Annotated in this window: 16 protein-coding genes and 3 tRNA genes; 10 read left to right on the top strand and 9 right to left on the bottom strand. The window is 44.4% G+C overall.

Annotation, left to right across the window (positions count from 1 at the left end):
* Window positions 1-92 precede the first annotated feature (92 nt).
* The gene (locus tag KUG37_RS08100; RefSeq protein WP_216935140.1) at window positions 93-890 is read left to right on the top strand and encodes a transglutaminase family protein; all 798 of its coding nucleotides are present in this window, start codon (window positions 93-95) and stop codon (window positions 888-890) included.
* Window positions 891-1,143: 253 nt separating this feature from the next.
* On the top strand, window positions 1,144-2,262 hold the full coding sequence (locus KUG37_RS08095) for an HPP family protein (protein WP_216935142.1): 1,119 nt from the start codon (window positions 1,144-1,146) through the stop codon (window positions 2,260-2,262).
* Window positions 2,263-2,384: 122 nt separating this feature from the next.
* Here KUG37_RS08095 and KUG37_RS08090 read toward each other — a convergent pair whose 3' ends face one another.
* From KUG37_RS08090 to KUG37_RS08080, 3 genes are all read right to left on the bottom strand, one after another.
* On the bottom strand, window positions 2,385-3,797 hold the full coding sequence (locus KUG37_RS08090; RefSeq protein ID WP_216935144.1) for a DASS family sodium-coupled anion symporter: 1,413 nt from the start codon (window positions 3,795-3,797) through the stop codon (window positions 2,385-2,387).
* A 76-nt stretch (window positions 3,798-3,873) separates the two neighbouring features.
* A complete protein-coding gene (locus tag KUG37_RS08085; protein ID WP_216935146.1) occupies window positions 3,874-4,659 on the bottom strand; it encodes a sulfite exporter TauE/SafE family protein in 786 nt (261 codons plus the stop codon).
* 215 nt (window positions 4,660-4,874) lie between these two features.
* The gene (locus tag KUG37_RS08080; protein ID WP_216935148.1) at window positions 4,875-5,150 is read right to left on the bottom strand and encodes a PspC domain-containing protein; all 276 of its coding nucleotides are present in this window, start codon (window positions 5,148-5,150) and stop codon (window positions 4,875-4,877) included.
* A 246-nt stretch (window positions 5,151-5,396) separates the two neighbouring features.
* On the opposite strand from KUG37_RS08080, the gene KUG37_RS08075 reads away from it, so the two are divergent.
* Window positions 5,397-6,086, top strand: a complete 690-nt coding sequence (locus tag KUG37_RS08075; protein WP_216935150.1) for a hypothetical protein — start codon at window positions 5,397-5,399, stop codon at window positions 6,084-6,086.
* A gap of 184 nt (window positions 6,087-6,270) precedes the next feature.
* Here KUG37_RS08075 and KUG37_RS08070 read toward each other — a convergent pair.
* From KUG37_RS08070 to KUG37_RS08050, 5 genes are all read right to left on the bottom strand, one after another.
* A tRNA-Lys gene (locus tag KUG37_RS08070) sits at window positions 6,271-6,346 on the bottom strand.
* 59 nt (window positions 6,347-6,405) lie between these two features.
* Window positions 6,406-6,481, bottom strand: a tRNA-Lys gene (locus tag KUG37_RS08065).
* Window positions 6,482-6,501: 20 nt separating this feature from the next.
* Window positions 6,502-6,577, bottom strand: a tRNA-Lys gene (locus KUG37_RS08060).
* 193 nt (window positions 6,578-6,770) lie between these two features.
* A complete protein-coding gene (locus KUG37_RS08055; RefSeq protein ID WP_216940348.1) occupies window positions 6,771-8,612 on the bottom strand; it encodes a long-chain-acyl-CoA synthetase in 1,842 nt (613 codons plus the stop codon).
* A gap of 174 nt (window positions 8,613-8,786) precedes the next feature.
* A complete protein-coding gene (locus KUG37_RS08050) occupies window positions 8,787-12,302 on the bottom strand; it encodes an Rne/Rng family ribonuclease (protein WP_216935153.1) in 3,516 nt (1,171 codons plus the stop codon).
* A 765-nt stretch (window positions 12,303-13,067) separates the two neighbouring features.
* On the opposite strand from KUG37_RS08050, the gene KUG37_RS08045 reads away from it, so the two are divergent.
* The 7 genes from KUG37_RS08045 to KUG37_RS08015 all read left to right on the top strand — a co-directional run bounded on the left by KUG37_RS08045 (window position 13,068) and on the right by KUG37_RS08015 (window position 20,925).
* Window positions 13,068-14,033, top strand: coding sequence for an RluA family pseudouridine synthase (locus tag KUG37_RS08045; RefSeq protein ID WP_216935155.1), 966 nt, complete (start codon window positions 13,068-13,070; stop codon window positions 14,031-14,033).
* A 222-nt stretch (window positions 14,034-14,255) separates the two neighbouring features.
* Entirely contained in the window at window positions 14,256-14,924 is a 669-nt protein-coding gene (locus tag KUG37_RS08040; RefSeq protein ID WP_216935157.1) for an HAD-IA family hydrolase, read from the top strand.
* A 406-nt stretch (window positions 14,925-15,330) separates the two neighbouring features.
* Window positions 15,331-16,128 (top strand): 2-keto-4-pentenoate hydratase, encoded by a 798-nt coding sequence (locus KUG37_RS08035; RefSeq protein ID WP_216935159.1) that lies wholly within the window; start codon window positions 15,331-15,333, stop codon window positions 16,126-16,128.
* Window positions 16,129-16,152: 24 nt separating this feature from the next.
* Window positions 16,153-17,049, top strand: a complete 897-nt coding sequence (locus KUG37_RS08030) for an acetaldehyde dehydrogenase (acetylating) (protein WP_216935161.1) — start codon at window positions 16,153-16,155, stop codon at window positions 17,047-17,049.
* A 12-nt stretch (window positions 17,050-17,061) separates the two neighbouring features.
* Complete coding sequence (gene dmpG / locus KUG37_RS08025) at window positions 17,062-18,081, top strand: 4-hydroxy-2-oxovalerate aldolase (protein WP_216935162.1); 1,020 nt, start codon at window positions 17,062-17,064, stop codon at window positions 18,079-18,081.
* Between the two features lie 430 nt (window positions 18,082-18,511).
* Entirely contained in the window at window positions 18,512-19,786 is a 1,275-nt protein-coding gene (locus tag KUG37_RS08020) for an OprD family outer membrane porin (RefSeq protein ID WP_216935164.1), read from the top strand.
* Window positions 19,787-20,064: 278 nt separating this feature from the next.
* Window positions 20,065-20,925, top strand: coding sequence for an alpha/beta fold hydrolase (locus tag KUG37_RS08015; protein ID WP_216935166.1), 861 nt, complete (start codon window positions 20,065-20,067; stop codon window positions 20,923-20,925).
* 383 nt (window positions 20,926-21,308) lie between these two features.
* On the opposite strand, the gene hcaR is transcribed toward KUG37_RS08015, so the two are convergent.
* Window positions 21,309-22,217, bottom strand: coding sequence for a DNA-binding transcriptional regulator HcaR (hcaR, locus tag KUG37_RS08010; protein WP_216935169.1), 909 nt, complete (start codon window positions 22,215-22,217; stop codon window positions 21,309-21,311).
* Between the last annotated feature and the right edge of the window lie 230 nt (window positions 22,218-22,447).

The following is a 22,447-nucleotide window of genomic DNA, read 5'->3' as shown; positions in this document are numbered from 1 at the left end:
AGTTATAAAGTTCAACTGATCTAATACGATTGCTGTTGTTAAATTAGTTTAATATTCACGCAATAAAATAATGCTTAAAAATAAGGAAGTTCATGACCACTTACCAAATTCAATGCCATTTAAAATACAAGATAGTGCAACCTACAGAATTTATTTTTATGGTTCAGGCGGCGCATCATCCTGACCAGAATATTCTCGAAGAACAACTGAGCTTTAACCTGCCGGTAGCATGGCATGAATTTCAGGATGCTCAGCATCAAAACCGTCATGTACGGCTACAGGTCGAACCCTGTGAGGTTTTTGAGCTGAATTATACTGCAACAGTGGCTCGGCAACCGGGGATCCCGCTTGAGCTGCAGCAAAATCTGAAAGAAGTGGCAATTCCTGAGCTACCCGATGAAGTACTGCCTTATTTATTGGCCAGTCGCTATTGTAATTCAGACCTGCTGGTCGACATGGCAAACCGCTCATTTGGCTGGATGACACCGGGCTATTCGCGGGTCAAAGCGATTGAACAGTGGATTTATAATAATATTTTTTATGTGTCGGGCAGTTCTGACCAGTTCACCACAGCTACAGATGTGCTCGTGCATCGCGCAGGCGTATGCCGGGACTTTTCCCATTTAGGTATTGCACTATGCCGCGCCTTGGGCATTCCGGCACGCATGGCGGTTGGTTATGTGGAAATTGAAAAGTTTTTACCAGATTTTCATGCCATTTTTGAAGCTTATCTAGACGGTGGGTGGGTACAGTTTGATCCGACCCGTTTGGCTCCGGTCGAAAATATTATCCGGATTGGCACCGGCGTTGATGCCGGAGATGTCGCATTTTCAACCTATTATGGTCAGGTCGAGCTGTTAAGAATCCAGCCCATGATTCAACCTGAGTGAGCAATCAGGTTGTCTTGAAAGGATCTGGAATTATATTTAAACACAATGACTAAAAGGATTTTTTCCATGCAAATGGCGATCGGTGATGGAGCGCTCATGCCGTGAAATCAGGATGAATGTTTTCAACCTGAGCGAACTATTGTTTTAAAAAGCATGTATTCGCGAATGGTGAAAAGATGTAAAACACCGATGCCTTTCATCCGGCTTGGTTCTATAATGCGCAAAATCTGCAAACAATAAGATCAGGCGCACTGTGTTTCATTCCCATCTCGACTGGCTCAACACCCTAAAACCAAACTTCAAAGTCCTTCCGCTCAAAGACCGTTTGCTCTGCGGGGTTGGAGCACTCCTGGGTTTGGTGGTTTCATCCTTGTTGAGCTTATGGATTCTGGGGGATTTTGAAGCCTGGTACATTGCCCCGATGGGTGCTTCTTCAGTCTTACTTTTTGCGGTACCAGCCAGTCCCCTGGCGCAGCCCTGGAATATTCTGGTCGGCAATACCATTGCTGCCATCATGGGTGTGAGCTGTGCCTTGTTGATTGCCAATCCGACTGAAGCCTTTAGTCTGGCCGTGGCCGCAGCAATTGTCCTGATGATGACCACAGATTCCCTGCATCCACCCAGTGGTGCCGTGGCCATTACCGCAGTGCTGGGCGGCCATTCGGTACATGAACTGGGTTATGCCTTTGTATTTTATCCGGTGTTGCTCAATTCAATTCTGCTCATGATAATTGCCATGGTCTTTAACCGGATGATTGGCAAGGATTATCCGCAGCAAGCCCAGTTAAATAGCCGTTCCAAGGATCCGACCCCGACCCAGAAAGTCACGATTCAGCCGCAGGATATTCAGGAAGTGCTGGATCAGCGCACCGAGCTGCTGGACATTAGTGAATATGACCTGCAAAAAATCATTCTGGAAGCACAAAACCGGGCCAATGCACGAGCCGTGAATCAGTTTAGCTGCCAGGATATTATGACCAGGGATGTGGCGACGCTACATGAGCATGATGATATCCAGCATGCGCTGGACAAATTCAAGCAGATGAACCTGATGAGCCTGCCCGTTGTCAATGCTAATGAGCAGCTGGTCGGCACCCTGGCGATGTATCAGGTGGTAGAATGGTTCAAGCGTGCTGCCGATGTACGCAGCAGCTGGGAGCATCAGGTCAAACATATCATGACCCGTAAGGTCATCACGGTACAGCCCTTACAGCCGATTCAGGATCTGGTGCCGTATTTTGTCGAGCGTTCTTTTAACTATATTCCGGTGGTGAGCGAGCAGAAATTATTGGGGATGATCAGCCGGGCAGACATGATTGCCGCGCTGAATCAGGAACTCAATCAGTTCAAAATGCAGGATAAAAGAGATTAGGCGCATGTCAGGAAAACCACCTGACTTTATCTTTGTATGTTGCCGAAAGGTTGGATTTAAGCATAACGATCTCTGGAAATGAAAAAAGCACGCCGAAACGTGCTTTTTTAATAAGGTCGGGCTTAGAGGAAGAACCAGTAAATGAACAGGGAAACAACAAAGATACACATGATATTCAGTACAAAGCCGACTTTCATCATCTCGCTTTGTTTGATATGACCGGTACCAAAGACAATTGCATTTGGCGGGGTAGCTACTGGCAGCATAAAGGCACATGAAGCACCAATCCCGATCACAATCACCAGAATTTCTTTGGGCATACCCATCTGATCGGCAATCGCAGCAAATACCGGCACCAGCAAGGCAGCGGAAGCTGTATTACTGGTAAATTCGGTCAGGAAAATAATAAATGTCGCCACGACAAAAATAATCATTAGCGGAGAAGCATCCCCAAAGGCATTGGCCAGGGTTTGACCCAGCACCAGTGAACTGCCTGAATCTTTTAAAATGGCACTTAAGGTCAGGCCACCACCAAACAGATACAGCACACCCCAATCGGTATTTTCTGCAATCTGTTTCCAGCTCGCGGTACCCAGAATCACGACCAGACAGGCTGCAAAAATCGCCACCCAAGTATCCGGCTGCGAAATGCCGAAAATCTCGGTGAATTTTTTACTGAAAATCCAGGCAATCGCAGTACAGATAAACAACAGCATCGTAGCAATCCGGGTACCGGTCCAGGGAATATCTTCAGTGATAAATTGCACTTTCTGATTCAGTTTTGGGCGCAGCACCAGATATAGACTGGCCAGCATCGCCGGCAAAAGCAGCAACATCATCGGTAAGCCGATTTTCATCCAGTCGGCAAAATCATAGCCGATTGCCTTAGCAGCAATGGCGTTTGGTGGTGAACCGACCATGGTGCCCAGCCCGCCAATACTGGCTGAATAGGCAATTCCCAGCAGGATAAACACAAAGGTTTTGCGGTCTTTGCTGACATCCAGATGCGACAGCAAGCCCAGTGCCAGGGGCAGCATCATGGCAGCCGTCGCCGTATTGGAAATCCACATGGACAGCAGCGCCGTCACTGCAAAAATTGCCAAGACAGAAATACCCAGATGCCCTCCGGACAGAGAAATGATCCACATGGCAATTTTCCGGTCCAGTTTCTGGATATGCAACGCCGTTGCCAGCGCAAAACCACCAAAAAACAGGAAAATGACCGGATCGGCAAAAGTGGCCAAAGCGGCTTGTGTGGTTATCGGCACCAGATCTTCACCGGAGGCCATCGGCATGGCCAGCAATACCGCCATAACGGGTACCAATAGTGCCGTAATGGTGATATGAATGGCTTCAGTCAGCCATAAAATCCCGATAAAGGCGAGCAGGGCCAGACCCTTGCTAGCATTCTGGTCATAGGGCAGGTAAAGATATAAGCCGTAGGCCACGAGAGCCGCAACTAGAATGAGAATCCAGCCTTTAAGCCGTCCTTTGGGCATGGCATTGGTCGGGGTAGCTAGGTTGGTATAAGTCATATGCTCTCCTTGCAAGTTTTTTATTTACATCATTTTTATATGTGAGTTTTTAAGTTTTCTTTGTTTAAAAAATATCCTATTTGAAGATACTATAACCGGATTGTGGTAATAATGCAGCACTTTGCCAGAGGGCATACAGGCCCAGGCCGAAAAGTAAAGTCAGGACAATCCGTTCAAAATGCCGCTGAGATAAGTGATGACGTATTTTTCCTCCGATCCAGACACCAGCAAGGGCGAATACGCTGATCCCGATCAGAATATGCTGCTGATGGGCTTGCAGCGAGATCAGAACAGGAAAGAGCAGAATCAACTGGATCAGTTTGCTGGCAATAAAATTAAGATTAGTGATAATGACAATGTCGGTTTTAGAGAGCTGGCAACTCATCAGATACATCATCAGAAAAGGTGTCATGGCATTGGTCGCACCCCCAATAATGCCGGCCAGCAAACCAAAACAGAGCATGCTGGAAATGTGCGGACTGACCCGCAACGGTCTTGCCCGTAACTGGTCCAGGACATAAAACACAATCACCAGACCCAACAATAATTTTAAATAACCTTCATTCAGCCAGAGTAACAGCTTGACCCCGAGCACGCTGCCAATCAGGCTGCTGAGCACCAGTGGCCAATAGCGTTTTATATAATAGCCCACACTGCTCAACAGAGTATGCGCAGGGTCGGCATTGAGCATGATCAGATTGAGAAGCAAGCAGGGCAGGATGACCAGTGTTACCGCCATACTCAGTGAATATTCACTGGAAAGAACGGCTGTACTCATCATTGGAAAGCCAAATCCGCTTAAACCATGCAGCAATGCAGCCACGGCACAGAGCCAGAGCAGCATCCATTCTGACTGATTCATCTGAAATCCATTTCAAGGCTAGAACATTTAACTTATAGCGAAATCTGCTGAAAAATAAAGCAAAAAGCGGTGAAACAATGTGGAAATCACAAAAAACAGATGAAAAAAAGCCACGCTAACTTGGGGAAATTAGCGTGGCATTAAAAGTTCATCCCATGGAATCGGGGTGAAAGAGGAAGCTCTACGATGAAACTTGTTAAGAAATAGGGTACAGCTTAATAACGTTTATCTTGATTCACAGTACGGACGGGATTTTGATAGCCCTGAGGTTGATGAACGCTGTCATACTCAATTCTGTCCTGTTTTTTCGGCATGATTAACCACAGCACCAGATACACCAAAATACCCGGAAATGCGGCACTCATTATTGAAACGATCACGAAGATAATACGTAATAGATTTGCGTTCCAACCAAAACGTTCAGCAATACCACCCATTACACCTGCAATCATGTTTGAGCGGTTAGAGCGATATAAACCAACATTGGCCATTAAAATCTCCTGGTGAAAATAGGTTTGAATCCTAAAAAAAGTAGATCCTTAATTAAAGAAATGGAGTTAGATCAAACTTTTTAAAGTACTGATTCAAAATAAAATCGTTAAGTAATGTTAACAAAGATTAAAACCGGACTTAAGAGCCACTAACATAGTGAAAATTCTATTGAACTCTTGTGTAAAGTTCATCGACTTTGCTGTGTACTTTTCGCTCGCTATATTTCCTATTTAGGTCTATTAAAAATGAAATTAGATGCATCATTTTGTACATTAAGCCGTTTTTTAAAATGTAGCCTGGTGTTGGGAAGTATGGGGATTTTACCGGCCTGTCATCAGCAACAAGTCAAACCTGAACAGGAGAGTCAAGCAGTTTCAGAAGAGGGTGTAAAAATTTCCGCTGCCAATACCACGGCCGATGTCGTGGCGAGCAGTGCCAAATCACTCACTCAGGTGGCGGCTCAAGCCAGATTACCACTAGAGACAGACTTGAATCCTCCGACTGTTCCAGATGATGCCAAAAAATTTATTGGTCGCTATCATACCGAGATTGAGTGTGATGGACGTTTTGCTCCATGTAGTGAAGGGACTGCCAAATTTATTTTGACTTTATTGCCCGATGGAACGGTGCATCGCAGCATTTTGCAGTATGGCAAAGTCTTTATTGATAATACAAAAAATACCAGTGCAAACAATATTACCTATCGTAAAGAACGCTGGTTTATCAATCCCGAGCGTACTGAGGTGGTGGTAAATCGGAGAGAGGGGGCCAGTTTTTACTATACGATTAAAGACGCTAACCATCTGGTGATGAATCTGGAAAAAATCTATAGTGAAAAGGAAAGAGTCAATCGTGAATTATTTGATCGCGGCTATCCTGCACCCTCTAAGGCTTATGAACTGGTCAAAGATACTTCCTTTCATATCAAACAATAATGTCAGATAAAGTTGGTTGATCTAGTCTAAGATGTTGTTCAAAAAAGATTTAAATTAATACAATAAACGTGAGCTGTTGGAACGCGTGAGCATAAAATCTGGATGCAGAAATACACGACCAGAAAATCGTATTCAATAATTAAAATATAAATAGGTAAATCTGAGAGGGTATTCTAAGAAAGAATGGTGGGCCGTCCGCGACTCGAACGCGGGACCAATGGATTAAAAGTCCACTGCTCTACCAACTGAGCTAACGGCCCATTCTGGGTAATCAAAATGAATTTGATTAAGGTTTCTAAAACTTGATGTTTTAGAATGATGGTGGGCCGTCCGCGACTCGAACGCGGGACCAATGGATTAAAAGTCCACTGCTCTACCAACTGAGCTAACGGCCCATCAAGGGATATCAAAGAAATGGTGGGCCGTCCGCGACTCGAACGCGGGACCAATGGATTAAAAGTCCACTGCTCTACCAACTGAGCTAACGGCCCTGAACCAGCATTCAAGCGTTACTTGAATTTGTAGTGCAAGAAAAACGATAGCGTTTTTCACCACTTTGTTTGATGGAGCGTATTGTAGCAAGATCTCATTTCAGCGCAAGTGAAAAATAACAAAGTTGCCTATGTTTGATTATAAATACAACAATTATGCTTTATCTAAACAAAAAATAGGCAACTTCAGTACTTAGAAGCGATATTGATAGGCTTGGATATTCGCAAAAGTCTCTGCGGTGAGCTCGGAATATGCCGTTGCGCCTGGTAATAACACCAGCAGGCGTTCATCGGTTTTACTCGGATCAAATGCTTGCTCTTTCAATTTATTTTTCTGGTATTTAAAGGTACCTGTAGTCTCAACCTGCTGTTGTACGCGTAAAAATACCGGTACCGCATAAGCCGGTAAGCATTTTCTAAAGCAAGTGGCTATTGCTGCCAAATCGGCGTCATCTAATTCTGCATCAGGTTTCAGGGTAATCGCGGCCATGCCTGCACGACCGTTGGTATTTGGGATCTCTACCCCATACACCACCGCTTCAACAATTTTGTCATACTCGGTCAGCATGTTTTCAACTTCGGTTGTTGAAACATTCTCGCCTTTCCAGCGGAAAGTATCCCCTAGACGATCAACAAACTGGGCATGGCGGAAGCCGATATTACGTACCAGATCTCCGGTATTGAAGTAAGCATCACCTTTGGTAAAAACATCCTGCATGATCACTGACTTGTTTTTTTCCGGGTCGGTATAACCATCAAAAGGCGAACGACGAGTGATTTTACCAATCAGTAAACCGGCTTCTCCTTTTTTGACCCGTTTGCAGTGACCTTTAGCGTCGCGCACCGGCTCATTTTTGTCTTTATCAAAGGCAATAATGGCATACGGTGTCGGTGAGAAACCGACGGTATTGTCAAAATTGAAAATATTGCTAAAACCGACATTGCCTTCACTTGAAGCATACAGTTCCAGCACTTCCTGAATGCCAAAACGGGATTTAAATTTGTCCCAGATATTTGGGCGCATCCCATTACCAATCATCTTGGTTACGCGATGGCCTTTTTCCAGTTCAGATGGGGGAGCATCCATCAGATAGCGGCACAGCTCACCGACATAACCAATCGCAGAAGCATCAAATTTTTTCACATCCTTCCAGAAAGAGGAGGTCGAAAATTTACGTCGAATGGCCAAGGTGCTGCTACCTGCAATGACACCGCACCAGCACACCACCATGCCAGTGGCATGATAAAGCGGCAGGGTACAGTACATGACATCATCTTTGTTTAGATTCAGCACATGCCCATAGGTACCATAAGCCAGGGTCCAGCGGCCATTGGTAAAGATGACCGCTTTGGGCAGGCCTGTAGTGCCAGAAGTGTAAATATAGAACAGACCGTCTTTGCCTTGCACCGAATGGGTGGTTGGCGGATTAAATTTTGGGGAGAGATCGATTTTTTCCGCCAGGTTGATAAAGCCTTCAGGCGCCTGACCTGGATCAGCTTGGGTATTCTGATCTGCAAACCAGTGCAGGCGGTCACTGCTAATATTCAGGTCATCACGAATTTCGTTGACTGCCTGACGACACTCTTCCCCGACAATCAGGGCAATCGGTTTGACCAGATTGATACTATGGGTCAGCACCTTGCCCACTTGCGAGGTATTGACCAGAGCCGACGTCACACCTAATTTGGCCAGACCAATCACACTGGCAATCAGTTCAGGTCGGTTCTCGATCATCACAGCTACGACATCACCTTTTTGGGCGCCCAAGGACAGATAGTAGTGTGCAATCTGGTTGGCCCAGGCATTGAGAGCGGCATAGCTATAGCTTTGGTCTTCAAAACGCAAGGCGATGCCTTCCGGGTTGCGCTTAACCGCTTTTTCAAAAGCCAGACCCAGGCCGGCCGGTGTGTTCGGAGTACGTAAATACGCCTGTCTTAGACCGGTGAGCAAATTGGGCACTTTGGTCAAGAAAGCCGGGAGTTTGGCAGCGACATCTGCAATACCAATAAGATCGTGTGGTTTCATTTCGGTCATGAGAATCCTATTTATTTTTCGTATCCGATACGTTCAATTTATATACAGTAGACGAGCTATCCATCTTTTAACGTTAAAACACTAGTGCAATCAACCTATTCTGCCCAACTCTAGCAAAAAAAACCTAGTCACCGAAATGACTAGGTTTTTTTTATATGACTGCAATTGAGCAAATTATGATTCAGTTGCAGTATTGGCTTTTTTCGGTGGACGACCACGTGGACGACGTGGGCGAGCAGCCTGCTTCTCTGCTTTTTCACGTTCGCTGGCTTCAGTTTCCTCTGGGGTTGCTTCAGCCTGATCCTGGGTCTCTGCTGCAGGAGCTTCTGATTCAGCATTTGCTTCAACTGGCGCAGCATCTTCAGCCTGAGCTATAGTTTCAGTTTCAGGAGCTACATCCACTGGTGCTTCGGTTTCAGTTGCTTGTTCAGCTGGCTGAGCATTTACCGTTTCTTCAGTCGCTACTTCCGTGACTACTGGAGTTTCAGCTACGGCCGGTTCTGCAGGCTCTGCTTTGGCTTCTATTGCTACAGCTGCTTCTGGTACAGCTTCAACTGCCGGAGCTGCTTCTACTTTAGCCTGTTGCTTAGCTTGTTGCAGAGCCTGTTCTGCAGCCTGTTTGGCCAGACGGCGACGCTCACGTGGATCGTTTGCGACACGTTTGTCCGACACCGGTTTTGGTGGAGTCAGATCCAGAACGGGAGCCGGCTCTACTTCAACCTTGGCTACTGTCATTTGAACATCACGAGTGACTGGTTTTTTCTCTGCGGCAGGTGTTGCTGCAGCCACTAGACTCGCGTTGTACTCTTTCGTGAACTTTTCTAAAGCGCGGTTGAAAGTTGGCAATAAACCAAACTGTTCAATCAGCACGGAGCAGTCTTCACCATAGACATGGCGAATCAGGCTACCAATAGTGAACTGCCCCAGAGTCGGCACTTGTGACGGAGTCAACTGCTGAACTGCAGCCTGTTGAGACTGTTTTTCACGCTGCTGACGACGACGCTGACGCGGATCGTTGCTGGCACGTGGTTTTTCAGCACTTGCTTCAGCTGACACCACTTCTTCAGTAGGCGCTGTAAGTGCAGCTTCCACCACATTTTCAGCAGCGGCTTCTTCAACTGGCGCATCTGCTGGTGCAGTAACTTCAACCGCTGGCGTTGCAACTGCCGTATGGTCATTCAATGCCACGATTTCACTTTTCGCCTGGTCGATATTCACCACCAGGGCTGTTGGCATCACCTCTTGACGTGGCGCATCAACCAATTCAACACGAAGTTGCTGGTCATTGACTGCCGGAGCTTCAACGGCTACAGCTACAGGTGTTGCTTGTACTTGCGGTGCCTGCTCATTCAGCACGCTTGGATCGCGGTGGCGATTTGGACGTTCCTGACGTGGCTGGTTACGACGGTCACGACGTGGCACTGTCTGCTGTGGCTGTTGTTCATTGTTTTGAACATCATTTTGCTGAGATGGCTCATTGTGAGGCTGACGGCGAGAATTACGCTTGTTTTCACGTGCTTCATGACGTTGCTCTTGACGAGACACCTGAACAACTTCTTCATGCACCTGATGTTGCTGAGGAGCAGAAGCTTCAGACTGAACCTGCTCACGCGGCTCTCTGTGCTTCGGGTTCGGGTTGCGCGGCTTTTTATTGTTGTGACGAGGTGTTCTTTCCTCACGCTCTGCCGGTTTTTCTGTAGCATCACGTTCCTGCTTATAGGCCACTGTTGATGGTACCAAATAAGCATTGTTCGCAGGTTCTACAACTTGTTGTTGTACAGGTTGCTGTACATGATTTTGTACCTGTTGTACAGCGGGTTGTGCCACAGGTGCAGCGACTTGACCAAACTGACCACGGCTTACGGCACCGCCATTGATCATCTGTTCAATCGCTGCTGCTGCATTGTTGGCAGTACGAGATTGATCAACAGTCGTAGCTTGCTTTTGTACAAACAGGTTTTCTAACCATGCACATGGGCTGGTTGCAGGTGCAGCAACTTGCGCTTGGACAGGAGCTGGTTCAACAACAGGTGCTTGCTGTACATTTGGGTTCTGCTGATTACTGCGGCGTTTATTGTTTCTGCCGTCGTTTTGCTGTGGGGCAGACGCTGGCGCAGCAGCATGCGTATGTTGTTCTTCTTCTAAATGCCATTCAGATGACTCATAACCCAACTCTTTTTCACTTGAACGAGTTGCTTCAGTGCGTTCATAGCTGGTTGGTGCAAAGCCTTCGGCATTATAAGTAATTTCATAATGCGGTGTTTCTAGATGCGGATGCGGCAACACAGTGACACGCACATTTGACGTCTGTTCCAAATACACCAGGGTGTGACGCTTTTCATTTAATAAGAAAGCAGCGATTTCGACTGGAACTTCGACTTGAACTTCACCATGACGTTCACGCAGGGCAATCTCTTCCACTTTACGCATAATCGAAAGCGATAAAGAACGAAGATCACGTACCATACCGGTACCATGACAGCGTGGGCAAACGTAGCCAGTCGCTTCTTCAAGAGAAGGACGCAGACGTTGACGGCTCATTTCCATTAAACCAAAACGTGATAATTGACCGAATTGAATACGGGCACGGTCACTTTGAGTGGCTTCACGAAGTTTCGCTTCAACCATACGCTGGTTGCGATCTTTGGTCATGTCGATAAAGTCGATCACAACCAGACCGCCGATATCGCGTAAACGCAGTTGACGCGCGATTTCTTCAGCTGCTTCGATATTGGTGCTCAGCGCAGTATCTTCAACGTCGCTACCGCGAGTCGATTTTGCTGAGTTAATGTCGATTGACACCAAAGCTTCAGTCTGGTCGATTACGATCGAACCGCCAGAAGGAAGTTTTACTTCACGTTCATAAGCCGTTTGAATCTGGCTTTCGATACCGAAGTGAGCGAATAGAGGCTCATTTAAGGTATAAGTTTTTAATTTGTCTAATTGAAGTGGCATCACCGCTTTTACGAAGTTATAGGCTTCGTTATAAGCTTGCTCAGAGTCAATCAGGATTTCGGCAACGTCATCACGTAAGTAATCACGAATGGCACGTGTCACCACGCCCGCTTCCTGATGTACCAGCATTGGAGATGGGCCAGAACTTGCTGTTTTCTGGATTTGTGCCCAAAGGTCGAGCAAGTGTTGCAAGTCGAGTTGCAGTTCTTCTTGTGAACGGCCGATGCCAGCAGTACGCACAATCACGCTCATGCCGCGTGGTACGTTAAGCGTTGCCAGCATTTCTTTCAAATCTTCACGAACTGTGCCAGAAATTTGACGGCTGATACCACCACCCTTAGGGTTGTTTGGCATCAGTACCAAATAACGTCCGGCAAGTGAGATAAATGTAGAAAGAGCAGCGCCTTTATTGCCACGCTCTTCTTTTTCGACCTGAACCAGAAGCTCGGTGCCTTCAGTGATCAGTTCACGGATATTTGAAGTTTGGCGAGGATCGGCTTTGTAATATGAGTTTGCGATTTCACGCATTGACAGGAAGCCTTGGCGACCTGCGCCGTATTCAACGAATACAGCTTCTAAAGAAGGTTCAACGCGAGTCACGTGACCTTTATAGATATTGGATTTTTTTTGTTCACGGGTACGATTTTCTAAATCAAAATCGTAAAGACGCTGACCAGTGACAAGTGCAACGCGAATTTCTTCGGCATGTGTTGCATTAATCAACATACGTTTCATGGGTGTAACACCTTATAGTGATACACAGCAAAAAATCGCTATACACGTAGCTAACATCACACATCACGGATCAATGGCTCAAATCTGCAATGAAATTCATTGTGGTTTGAGTCTTTTCTGACCGAGCTCTATTTAATATAGATGGGCTTCGGTTTTTGATTCACGTATTGATGATGGCAATACGGCTTCAATCTCTAAACGATTAAAGTCACCTGAACGCTTCACTGGCGGACGAGCGGTGCATTGGATGTGTGTAACTTTCACTGTCACATTGCTCGAAGATCATCCCTTCTTTATAGAAAGTGTCTTGATACGGAATTGTCGTCGTACCTTTACAAACTGTGCAGATCCAATGCATCAACGCTGTAGCCTGAAGTCGTCTTCAGGTTGCGACTAATCTGATGTGTATCAGTTTACGTTTAAAAACCAACAAAGTTGGCGACATATTTTTTAAGACAAACTGATTTATGTACCTGAGGTACAATTAAACGCAACAGTTTGCTTTGTTTGCCGATATAATAAGCCTTCGGCGCGGCATAATTCTTTGGGGACCTTCCCGTATCATGTGAGTCTTTAATTGAACAATCAAGTTCAGAAAAATCTGAAATGATTCAACTTTTACTCACAAACGATGGTTTCCGTGCGCTGACTATATCAAACCTTGCATCATCTGCCTATGGGCTAAGCTTATGTTTCTTGTGTAAAGCATAACCTGAGTGGTCAGTTTTTAAACAATTTTAGTATTTTTTGGGTCATAGTAACTGTATGAATTCTACGCAACAATGGCAAAACGTCACTTGGTTTGAAGTGGATGAACATCAAGATGGACAACGCATCGATAATTTCCTGTTTAGTCGTCTGAAAGGTGTGCCAAAAAGCCGTATCTATCGTCTGATTCGTGAAGGCCAGGTTCGCGTCAATAAAAAACGCATTAAAGCCGAAACCAAACTGGCGATTGGTGATCAGATTCGCGTTGCGCCAATTCGTTATGAAATCAAAGATGAAACCGATGCGCCTGTTTCAGACAAGGTTGCACAAAGCTTACTCAGCCGTATTGTCTATGAAGATGAAGGCTTAATGGTTGTTAATAAACCATCTGGCATTGCAGTACATGGCGGGAGTGGTATGGCCTATGGGCTGATTGAAGGTCTGCGTGCTGCCAGTGGTAAAAAATATTTAGAGCTCATTCATCGAATTGACCGTGATACCTCAGGTCTGGTGATGATTTCTAAAAAGCGCAGTACGCTAAAATTACTGCAAGATATGCTCCGTGAACATAAAATCAAAAAAACCTATGTCGCTGTGGTTAAAGGGCAGGTCAGTCTGGATAAACAGCTGATTGATGCACCTTTACATCGTTATGAGCTGGCCAACGGCGAGCGCCGGGTTTGTGTCTCACCGAAAGAAGGTAAAGAGTCTAAAACCCAGTGGAATGTACAAGAACGCTTTATGCATGCCACACTGGTATATGCATCTCCGCTTTCTGGTCGTACCCACCAGATTCGTGTGCATGGTCTCAGCATTGGTCATCCGCTGGTGGGTGATGAAAAGTATGGTCATGAAACCGAATATCGTGGGCCAAAACCACGCCGTTTGTGTTTACATGCAATGCGTCTGGATATTCCGGGATATCCAGTGATTGAAGCACCTTTACCGGAAGATATGCAGAGTTTGGTGGCACAACTTCGTGCGCAGAAGGCGGATAAGCCTGCGGCTTCTTCTGAATATTAATGGGTAAGACCTCTCCCTAACCCTCTCCTAAAAGGAGAGGGAATGTTATTAAATTAAATCTTTTCATGAATATAATGTAGTCCATTTTATTCCAATGAAAGTTTAATCCTGAATTTATTTGGTAAGGAATCTTCCTCTCCTTAAAGGAGAGAGCCGGGGAGAGGTAAATGAGTTTGCTCTGCAAAGAGTGGATTGAAACTGAATCAAATTTAGGAACCTGATATGAACTCACCTGTAAAACTGATCATTTTTGATTGGGATGGCACTTTATTTGATTCAGTCGGTCAAATCGTGGCGAGTTTGCAATTTGCAGCACAGCAATTTCAGCAGCCCTTAAGCGATGAAGACGCGAAAAGCATTATTGGCTTAGGTTTGCCTGAAGTGGCACAGCGTTTATTTCCGGCAGTGCCTGAATTACATACAGATATTTTGCAAGCCTATTCAGAGCATTATGTGGCGAATTCATCAGGAGATGCCTGGTTTGAGGGCGTGGCGCATATGCTTACGGATTTACAGCAGCAAGGCGTAAAACTGGCTGTGGCGACTGGAAAAAGCCGTAAAGGTCTGGATCGGGTATTAAAACAAACCGATAGTGTTGAGCTGTTTGTTGCGACGCGTGCAGCCAGTGAAACGAAGTCCAAACCACATCCTTTGATGCTGGAAGAAATTCTTGCGGAAACTGGCGTGCAGGCCGAACATGCGATTATGGTCGGTGACACTTCTTATGATCTGGAAATGGCACAAAATATTGCCATGCCAAGTGTTGGCGTAAGTTATGGCGTGCATGAGCCTGAACTTTTGGCTCAATTTAATCCAGTCTGTATCGTGGATGATGTGGCCGCTTTGCATACTGCACTGTTGGCTAAAGTCCAATGGAAACAAGCGGTTTAATCTATTATCGTGGTGGCAATGAAATACAAGTATTTCCTCAGCTTAAATTTGCTGGGGAGTGCTGCAGATTTCAGCAATTATTCTTATCTTTTAGTCTAAACTTGTCATTATGCTGATTTTATTCGGTCATATAACTGCCGTTATTTTGCTAAATCATAGTATGCTTTAAATAATAACTTCCTGTTTAATATTGATTTTTATAAATATTCCTTATAGATAATAGCTATAGCAAAAAATAAAATAACTATTGGCACAAATGCCAGATTTTTCCCATCCTAAAACTGTTTATTCATATGCCCATCTAGGAACAGCTGTTCATTCTGGTGATTGGAAAGGTCATCTGGGAGCATTTTGTCTGTCTTAGCTTCCGGCATAAGCCTCATTTTTGCAGTTTAAGGAAACATTGATGTCGAATTCTGCTGTCGTTGAATCAGTTGCACAAGCACTTCGTAGCGCTGAATTATCACAAACTGCGATCGCGCCGATTCGCCCGGAACTTGGCGGTGAAAGCGCTGACGTAGATATCGCCTATGCCGTTCAGGAAGTGAATACCGAACGTGCCTTGTCTGAAGGTCGCCGTCTGGTCGGTCGTAAAATTGGTTTGACTTCTAAAGTCGTTCAAGCGCAACTGGGTGTAGATCAGCCGGATTTTGGTATGTTATTTGCCGACATGGCCTATGGCGATGGTGAAGTAATTCCAGCCGGTCTCTTGATTCAGCCGAAAGTTGAAGCGGAAATCGCATTGGTGATTAACCAGGATTTAACCAAAGAAAAACACACCTACGCAGACATTATCAGCGCGACTGATTATGCACTGCCTGCAATTGAAGTGGTCGATAGCCGTATCGAAAACTGGAAAATCAGCCTGATTGATACTGTGGCAGATAACGCATCTTCTGCTGCATTTGTATTGGGTTCTCAGCCAGTCAAACTAGAAAATCTTGATCTTGTGAACTGCAAGATGGTGATGACGCGCGGTGAAGAAGTGGTGTCTCAAGGTGTAGGTAAAGCCTGTCTTGCAAACCCCTTAAATGCCGCAGTCTGGCTGGCAGATGAAATGGTACGCCGTGGCCGCCCACTGTTAAAAGGTGACATTATTTTAACAGGTGCTTTAGGTCCAATGGTTGTGGCTCAACCAGGCGATGAATTTAAGGTTGAGATTGAAGGCTTTGGTTCAGTAACCGCTGCATTTGCTGCTGAATAATCAAGATTCCAAGAGAGTACATTCATGAAAAAGATTAAATGTGCAATGATCGGTCCAGGGAATATTGGTACTGATTTGCTTTATAAATTACAACGCAGCGAATGGTTAGAGCCAGTCTGGATGGTGGGGATTGACCCAACGTCTGAAGGTCTTGCGCGTGCAGCGAAAATGGGTTTAAAAACCACGGCTGAAGGTGTAGACGGTTTACTGCCTCATGTACTTGAAGATAACATTAAAATCGCATTTGATGCGACTTCTGCATACGTTCACGCGGAAAACAGCCGCAAGCTGAATGAACTTGGCGTTTTAATGATTGACTTAACGCCTGCTGCGATTGGTCCATTCTGCGTGCCACCGGTCAACCTTGAAGCATTACTTGCACAAGGTGAAGTGCCAAACGTCAACATGGTGACATGTGGTGGTCAGGCAACCATTCCGATGGTGGCTGCAGTTTCTCGCGTACAGCCTGTTGAATATGGCGAAATCATCGCAACGGTATCGACCAAGTCTGTAGGTCCGGGTACCCGTAAAAACATCGATGAATTCACGCGTACCACTGCGGGTGCGATTGAGAAAGTTGGCGGCGCGAAAAAAGGTAAAGCAATCATCATCATTAACCCGGCTGAGCCACCGTTGATGATGCGTGACACCGTGCATTGCTTGGTTGAAGGTGAGCCGGATCAGGCAGCGATCACAGAGTCAGTGCATGCGATGATCCAGGAAGTTCAGAAATACGTACCAGGTTACAAACTGGTAAACGGTCCGGTATTTGATGGCAACCGTGTGTCAATTTACTTAGAAGTTGAAGGTCTGGGTGACTTCCTGCCGAAATACGCAGGCAACCTGGATATTATGACTGCAGCAGCTGCGCGTACTGCAGAAATGTTCGCAGAACACGTGTTTAACACTGCTGAAGCTTAAAGGAATACCAAAATGTCTAAGATTATTGTTCATGATATGACTTTGCGTGATGGTATGCACCCGCAGCGCCATCAAACCACTGTTGAGCAAATGATTGCGATTTCAACCGCACTTGATGATGCCGGCGTACCTTTAATTGAAGTAACCCATGGTGACGGCCTTGGCGGTTCATCCGTGAACTACGGTTTTGCTGCTGCAACAGATGAAGAATATTTGTCTGCTGTTGTGCCACGTATGAAAAATGCAAAAATTTCTGCATTACTTCTACCTGGTATTGGTACGGTCGATCATTTAAAAATGGCACATGAAATTGGTGTATCTACCATTCGTGTTGCGACTCACTGTACTGAAGCAGACTGTTCTGAACAGCATATTACTGCTGCACGCAAACTGGAAATGGACACTGTCGGTTTCTTGATGCTGGCGCACATGGCAACGCCAGCTCAATTGCTTGAAGAAGCAAAAAAGATGGTGTCTTATGGTGCAAACTGTATCTATGTGACTGACTCTGCAGGCTATATGCTGCCGCACGATGTAACTGATCGTGTTGATCATTTACGTCAACACCTGGATCCAAGCATCGAACTTGGTTTCCACGGTCACCATAATCTGGGTATGGGCGTGTCGAATACTGTTGCTGCGGTACAAGCCGGTGCAGTACGTGTCGATTTGGCATCTGCGGGTCTGGGTGCGGGTGCAGGTAATACACCACTTGAGTTGTTCATTGCTGTTGCAAACCGCATGCAAATGGAAACTGGCGTAGACCTGTTCAAAGTACAAGACGTTGCTGAAGATCTAGTCATTCCAATGATGCACAACCCGATCCGTGCCGACCGTGATGCGGCAACTTTAGGTTATGCTGGTGTTTACTCGTCATTCCTGTTGTTCGCAAAACGCGCTGAAGCGAAGTATGGCGTATCTGCACGTGAAATCCTGATGGAACTTGGTCGCCGTGGTACGGTGGGTGGTCAGGAAGACATGATTGAAGACTTGGCATTAACCATGTCTAAAGCACGTGAGTTACAAGCTTAATTTTTAATGCAGTCGCATTTAAAATAAGGTCAATAAAAAAGCATCCAGACTGGATGCTTTTTTATTTTTAATTCTGTTGAATAATATATTAAAACTCTGACTTCAGATATTTTAGCTATAGCGCTATATTAAGATTATTTGAGTTTTATTTTTTCTTTAAACATAAAAACGATAAATAAAAAATAGAGGCGCAAAGTTTTTAAAAAATTTACTCTTATTAATAAAAGAAACAAAATATTAAATTAAATCTTTGGTCAAATTTTTAGTTTTATTAATCGGTTTAAAATCTAACAGATTTTGTGCTTGAACAGGGCTCTGCAATAGGGCGATCTAAAAGAACAAAAGTTTAATACTGTAGTCGGATTTTTTATTTAAATCGACTTACGCATGATGGCGGCATGGATTTTATCTGCTGAATGGGGAACTCATCATGCATCGTCACCACTTATGGATAGCAATACTTGCTGCAACAGCAACTTTAGGGACAACTGCAGGGAATGCAGATTTTATTGACGACAGCAATGTTCAACTGAAGTTTAAAAATTTCTATTTAGACCGTCAGTATCAAGATGACTATTCCGCACGAAACTGGGGTTCGTGGTCACAAGGGATAACTCTGGATGCTAAGTCTGGTTATCACGATATTGGCGGTGGTGTGCAGGTCGGGACTGATGTTCTGGTTCAGCATGCAGTTAAACTCAAAGGTCGTGATAAAAATCCGGATTGGGTTTTACCGCATGATGGTAAGAAATCAAAAGACCATTTCGGTAAAGTCAACGCAACCTTAAAAGCCAAGGTTTCAAAAACTGAATTAAAAGTAGGTGAGTTGCTTCCGGTTTCTCCTGTTTTAGTGTTCGATCCATCGCGTCAGTTGTTAACAACTTATAGCGGTGCATGGTTAGAGTCGAAAGAGATTAAAGATACTAAACTCACTTTGGCTTATGTGGATAAAATTAATAACCGTTATGACAATCAGTTCCGTGATTTAACTTTATTTGCACCTGTTAAAGGCCTAAAATATTACGATAATGGTGAAGCTTCTGATGGGATGTGGATTGTAGGTGTAGACCACCAACTGACCAAAGAAGTGGCTGCAAGTTACTGGTATGCCGATGTTCAAGACATTTACCAGCAGCATTATCTGGGTGTGAATTACAAAACCGGGTTAGGCGAAAAAACCAAATTAGATAGTAATGTGCGTTATTTCAATAATTCGGGATCTGGCGATAAATTGTATGGTGAGATCGACAACCAGGCATTATCGGTAGCTGCAAAAATCAATCATGGTGCGCATACGGTAGGTGTGGGTTATCAGCAAATGTTTGGTGACAGCAGCGCATTCCCGACATTGGGAGGCTGGGTGCCACAGCCTTATTTGGCGAACTGGGGAGTAGCGACTTTCACCGCGCCAGAAGAAAAGTCATGGCATATGTCTTATAGCTATGACTTTTCTAAAGTTGGCTTGAAGGGGCTGAATACAACAGCAGTTTATTTCAAAGGCTATGATCAGAAAGGGACTGGGGCATATCAAGGTCAGAACTTCAATACGGATGAAGTGAATGCGATCGTCAATTACACTGTGCCAGAAGGTAAATTAAAAGGTTTGGGCGTACAGGGTATGTATATTGATGTGAATTTTGCCAATCCAGCAAAACCAGACCTCCAAGAATACCGTGTAGCAACCACTTATAGCTATAAATTCTAATAGAAGCGCATTTTAAAGGCAGTCAGTCTTCTGGCTGCTTTTTTGGCTTAAGAATTTAATAAAAGCCTTAAATTAAATAGGGTTTATTTAAAATTAATAGATAAAACAATGACTTAAATTATATATATTTTGTAGGATGCAATCGTAATTTTGTATCAGTTTGCTGCGGTTGAGCGGTTAATATAAGGGTGTACACAAGTCATTTTAATGAGTCAACTTGACGTCGAATTCTTGAAAATAGAGGGACACGCAAGCTAAAGACTGTAAGAGGAAGCACTATGAGCACTGTTCAAATCCCTGACTATCAAACAGATCCATTCTTTGGCTTAGAAGACAAATGGATTGAAACCGCTGAAGGCGAGTTGACCCATTACCACGAAATTGGTGAAGGTACGCCTATTCTATTTTTACATGGTTCAGGTACAGGTGTATCGGCTGCGGCAAACTGGTGGTTAAACCTACCACAAATTGCTGAGCAAGCACGTTGTATCGCCATCGATACCATTGGTTATGGCCAAACTGTCGTGGCACCAGGGACTGCTTATGGAATCCGCGCTTGGGTTGATCATGCGATCCGCACGCTCGATGCTTTGGGCATTGAAAAAACCTGGTTAGTGGGTAACTCTTTAGGGGGCTGGCTCGCTTTCCAAATGGCGCTTGATTATCCAGAACGTATTTTGGGTATTGTGTCGATGGGTACAGGTGGCGCGAAACAAACGGCTGCACTAAAAGCACATGCAAACCCGGTGTTGACTGAAGAAGGCATCAAGAAAACATTGTCTATGTTTGTGGTGAACAAAGACCTGATTACAGATGAACTGGTTGCTGTACGTTTTGCTTCTGCGAAAAATGATTATGCATCTGACCGTCTGATGGACGTGGTTGGCGCACGTGATCGTGACCGTTTCGAATTTCCGCTGGATTTCGAAAAAATGAAAGACATTACTGTGCCAGTGCTGTTGATTCATGGTACGCAAGACGTGGTGATTCCAGTATCACGTACTTGGGATATTCTCAATGTTGTTCCAAATGCAGATGCGCATATCTTTAGTCAGTGTGGTCACTGGTCTCAAGTAGAAAGAGCAGATGAATTCAACACAGTGATTAAAAACTACCTGGCTGTACACGGCGTAAAATAAGCCCCATACAGTTTTAAAAAAAAGGATGGCTCAGCCATCCTTTTTCGTACTTAAAATATTTAACCGAATATGGCTAAATGAGAATCATGATCATTTATCTGGGTGGATTCAAAAATCTAATGACTTTTAGCGACTGGTTAAGTTTGAACTAAGAAAAACCCGAATTAAATTTTATTAGACTTAAGTGGTAAATGGTGCATATTTAGAGTGAAAAAGACATGATATTTGACAGGGCAAAACTGCAAATTTAAGTTTTGGTAATAGATCTTTATCAGAAAATAGAATTAAGAGTAAGTTCTTTAGCAAAAAATAATAAAACAAAAAGCATATGCTTATCAAAAGTTGAATGGCATATGCCTAATCAGAGAGGGCTTAGGGGGAGGTTAATTCTGTTCGGCGCGGTTTATATCCAGATAGAACACACGAGTCAAAAGCTCCAAGAATTTGCTTACGGCATAGGATTTGTTGTTTTTATGGTAACTGACATACAGGTCTAAATACGGCAGTTCTACGTCCAGAGGACGAATCACAGTATTTTCCATGGTCAACGGAGCAATATAGCCCGGCAAAATGGTACATCCCAGGCCTATGCCAATCGAATTGATGTTAAATAAAATATTATCAGCCTTTTGTACAATATTAAATTCAATTCCGTTGGCCTTGGCAAAATCCAGAATCGTATGGTGCAGGGTAAAAGACTGCTCTGCTGATGGAATAATAAAATCAATACCATTCAATGCCTTAACAGGAATTCTTTCATATTTTGCTAAAGGGTGATCTTTAGGCAGGAGAAAAATCAGCGGTTCACGAATCACGAACTGGCTTTCAATTTCATCGCTATTGAAATTATGACGGGTAAAGGTCAGATCCAGATCACCTTTTTTTAACAGGCGCATTTGTTCATTGTTGTTCAGGCTGAGCAATTCAATTTTTAAATCCGGATTTTGGACACGCAGATTTGGCAAGATATACGGGAAAATTTTCATTTCGGCCACCGGGACAAAACCAATCCGTAGCATTTGCTGCTTGGCCTGTGACACCTGACGTGCCATGGCAACGGCCTTGTCTGCTTGTGCCAGGGTCAGGCGAGCCTGTTCTAGGAATACTGCGCCTTCTTCGGTGAGTTCTACTTTACGTTTGGTCCGGTTTAGTAAGCGCACGCCGACATCTTCTTCCAGATCTTTGATTTGCTGACTTAAAGAAGGTTGTGCGGTAAAAAGCTTAAGTGCTGCCTTACTGAAGTTTAATTCTTCAGCGACAGTAATAAAGTAGCGAAGGTGTCGTAATTCCATGTCATCAACCCAAAGAGTAATCCAAAAAATGTCTTACTATAATTTCCTCAAAGTATAATCTATAAACAACTATGTCGTGAAGATTATTTTGCCATTCATAAACTAAATGTACTGACGGGATTAATGGATGTTTTAATATAAAAATCTACGTTCTTAATAATTGCTTAAAGCTATTAATTAAAACAAAAAAAATATTTCCCCAAAACCCGCCTAAAATCCATTATCCATTC

Origin of the sequence: Acinetobacter sp. BY419, assembly GCF_019038395.1 — a bacterium.
GTDB lineage: Bacteria > Pseudomonadota > Gammaproteobacteria > Pseudomonadales > Moraxellaceae > Acinetobacter.
The sequence above is the reverse complement of the archived record's forward strand: the minus strand, read 5'-3'. Positions and strand labels throughout refer to the sequence as shown.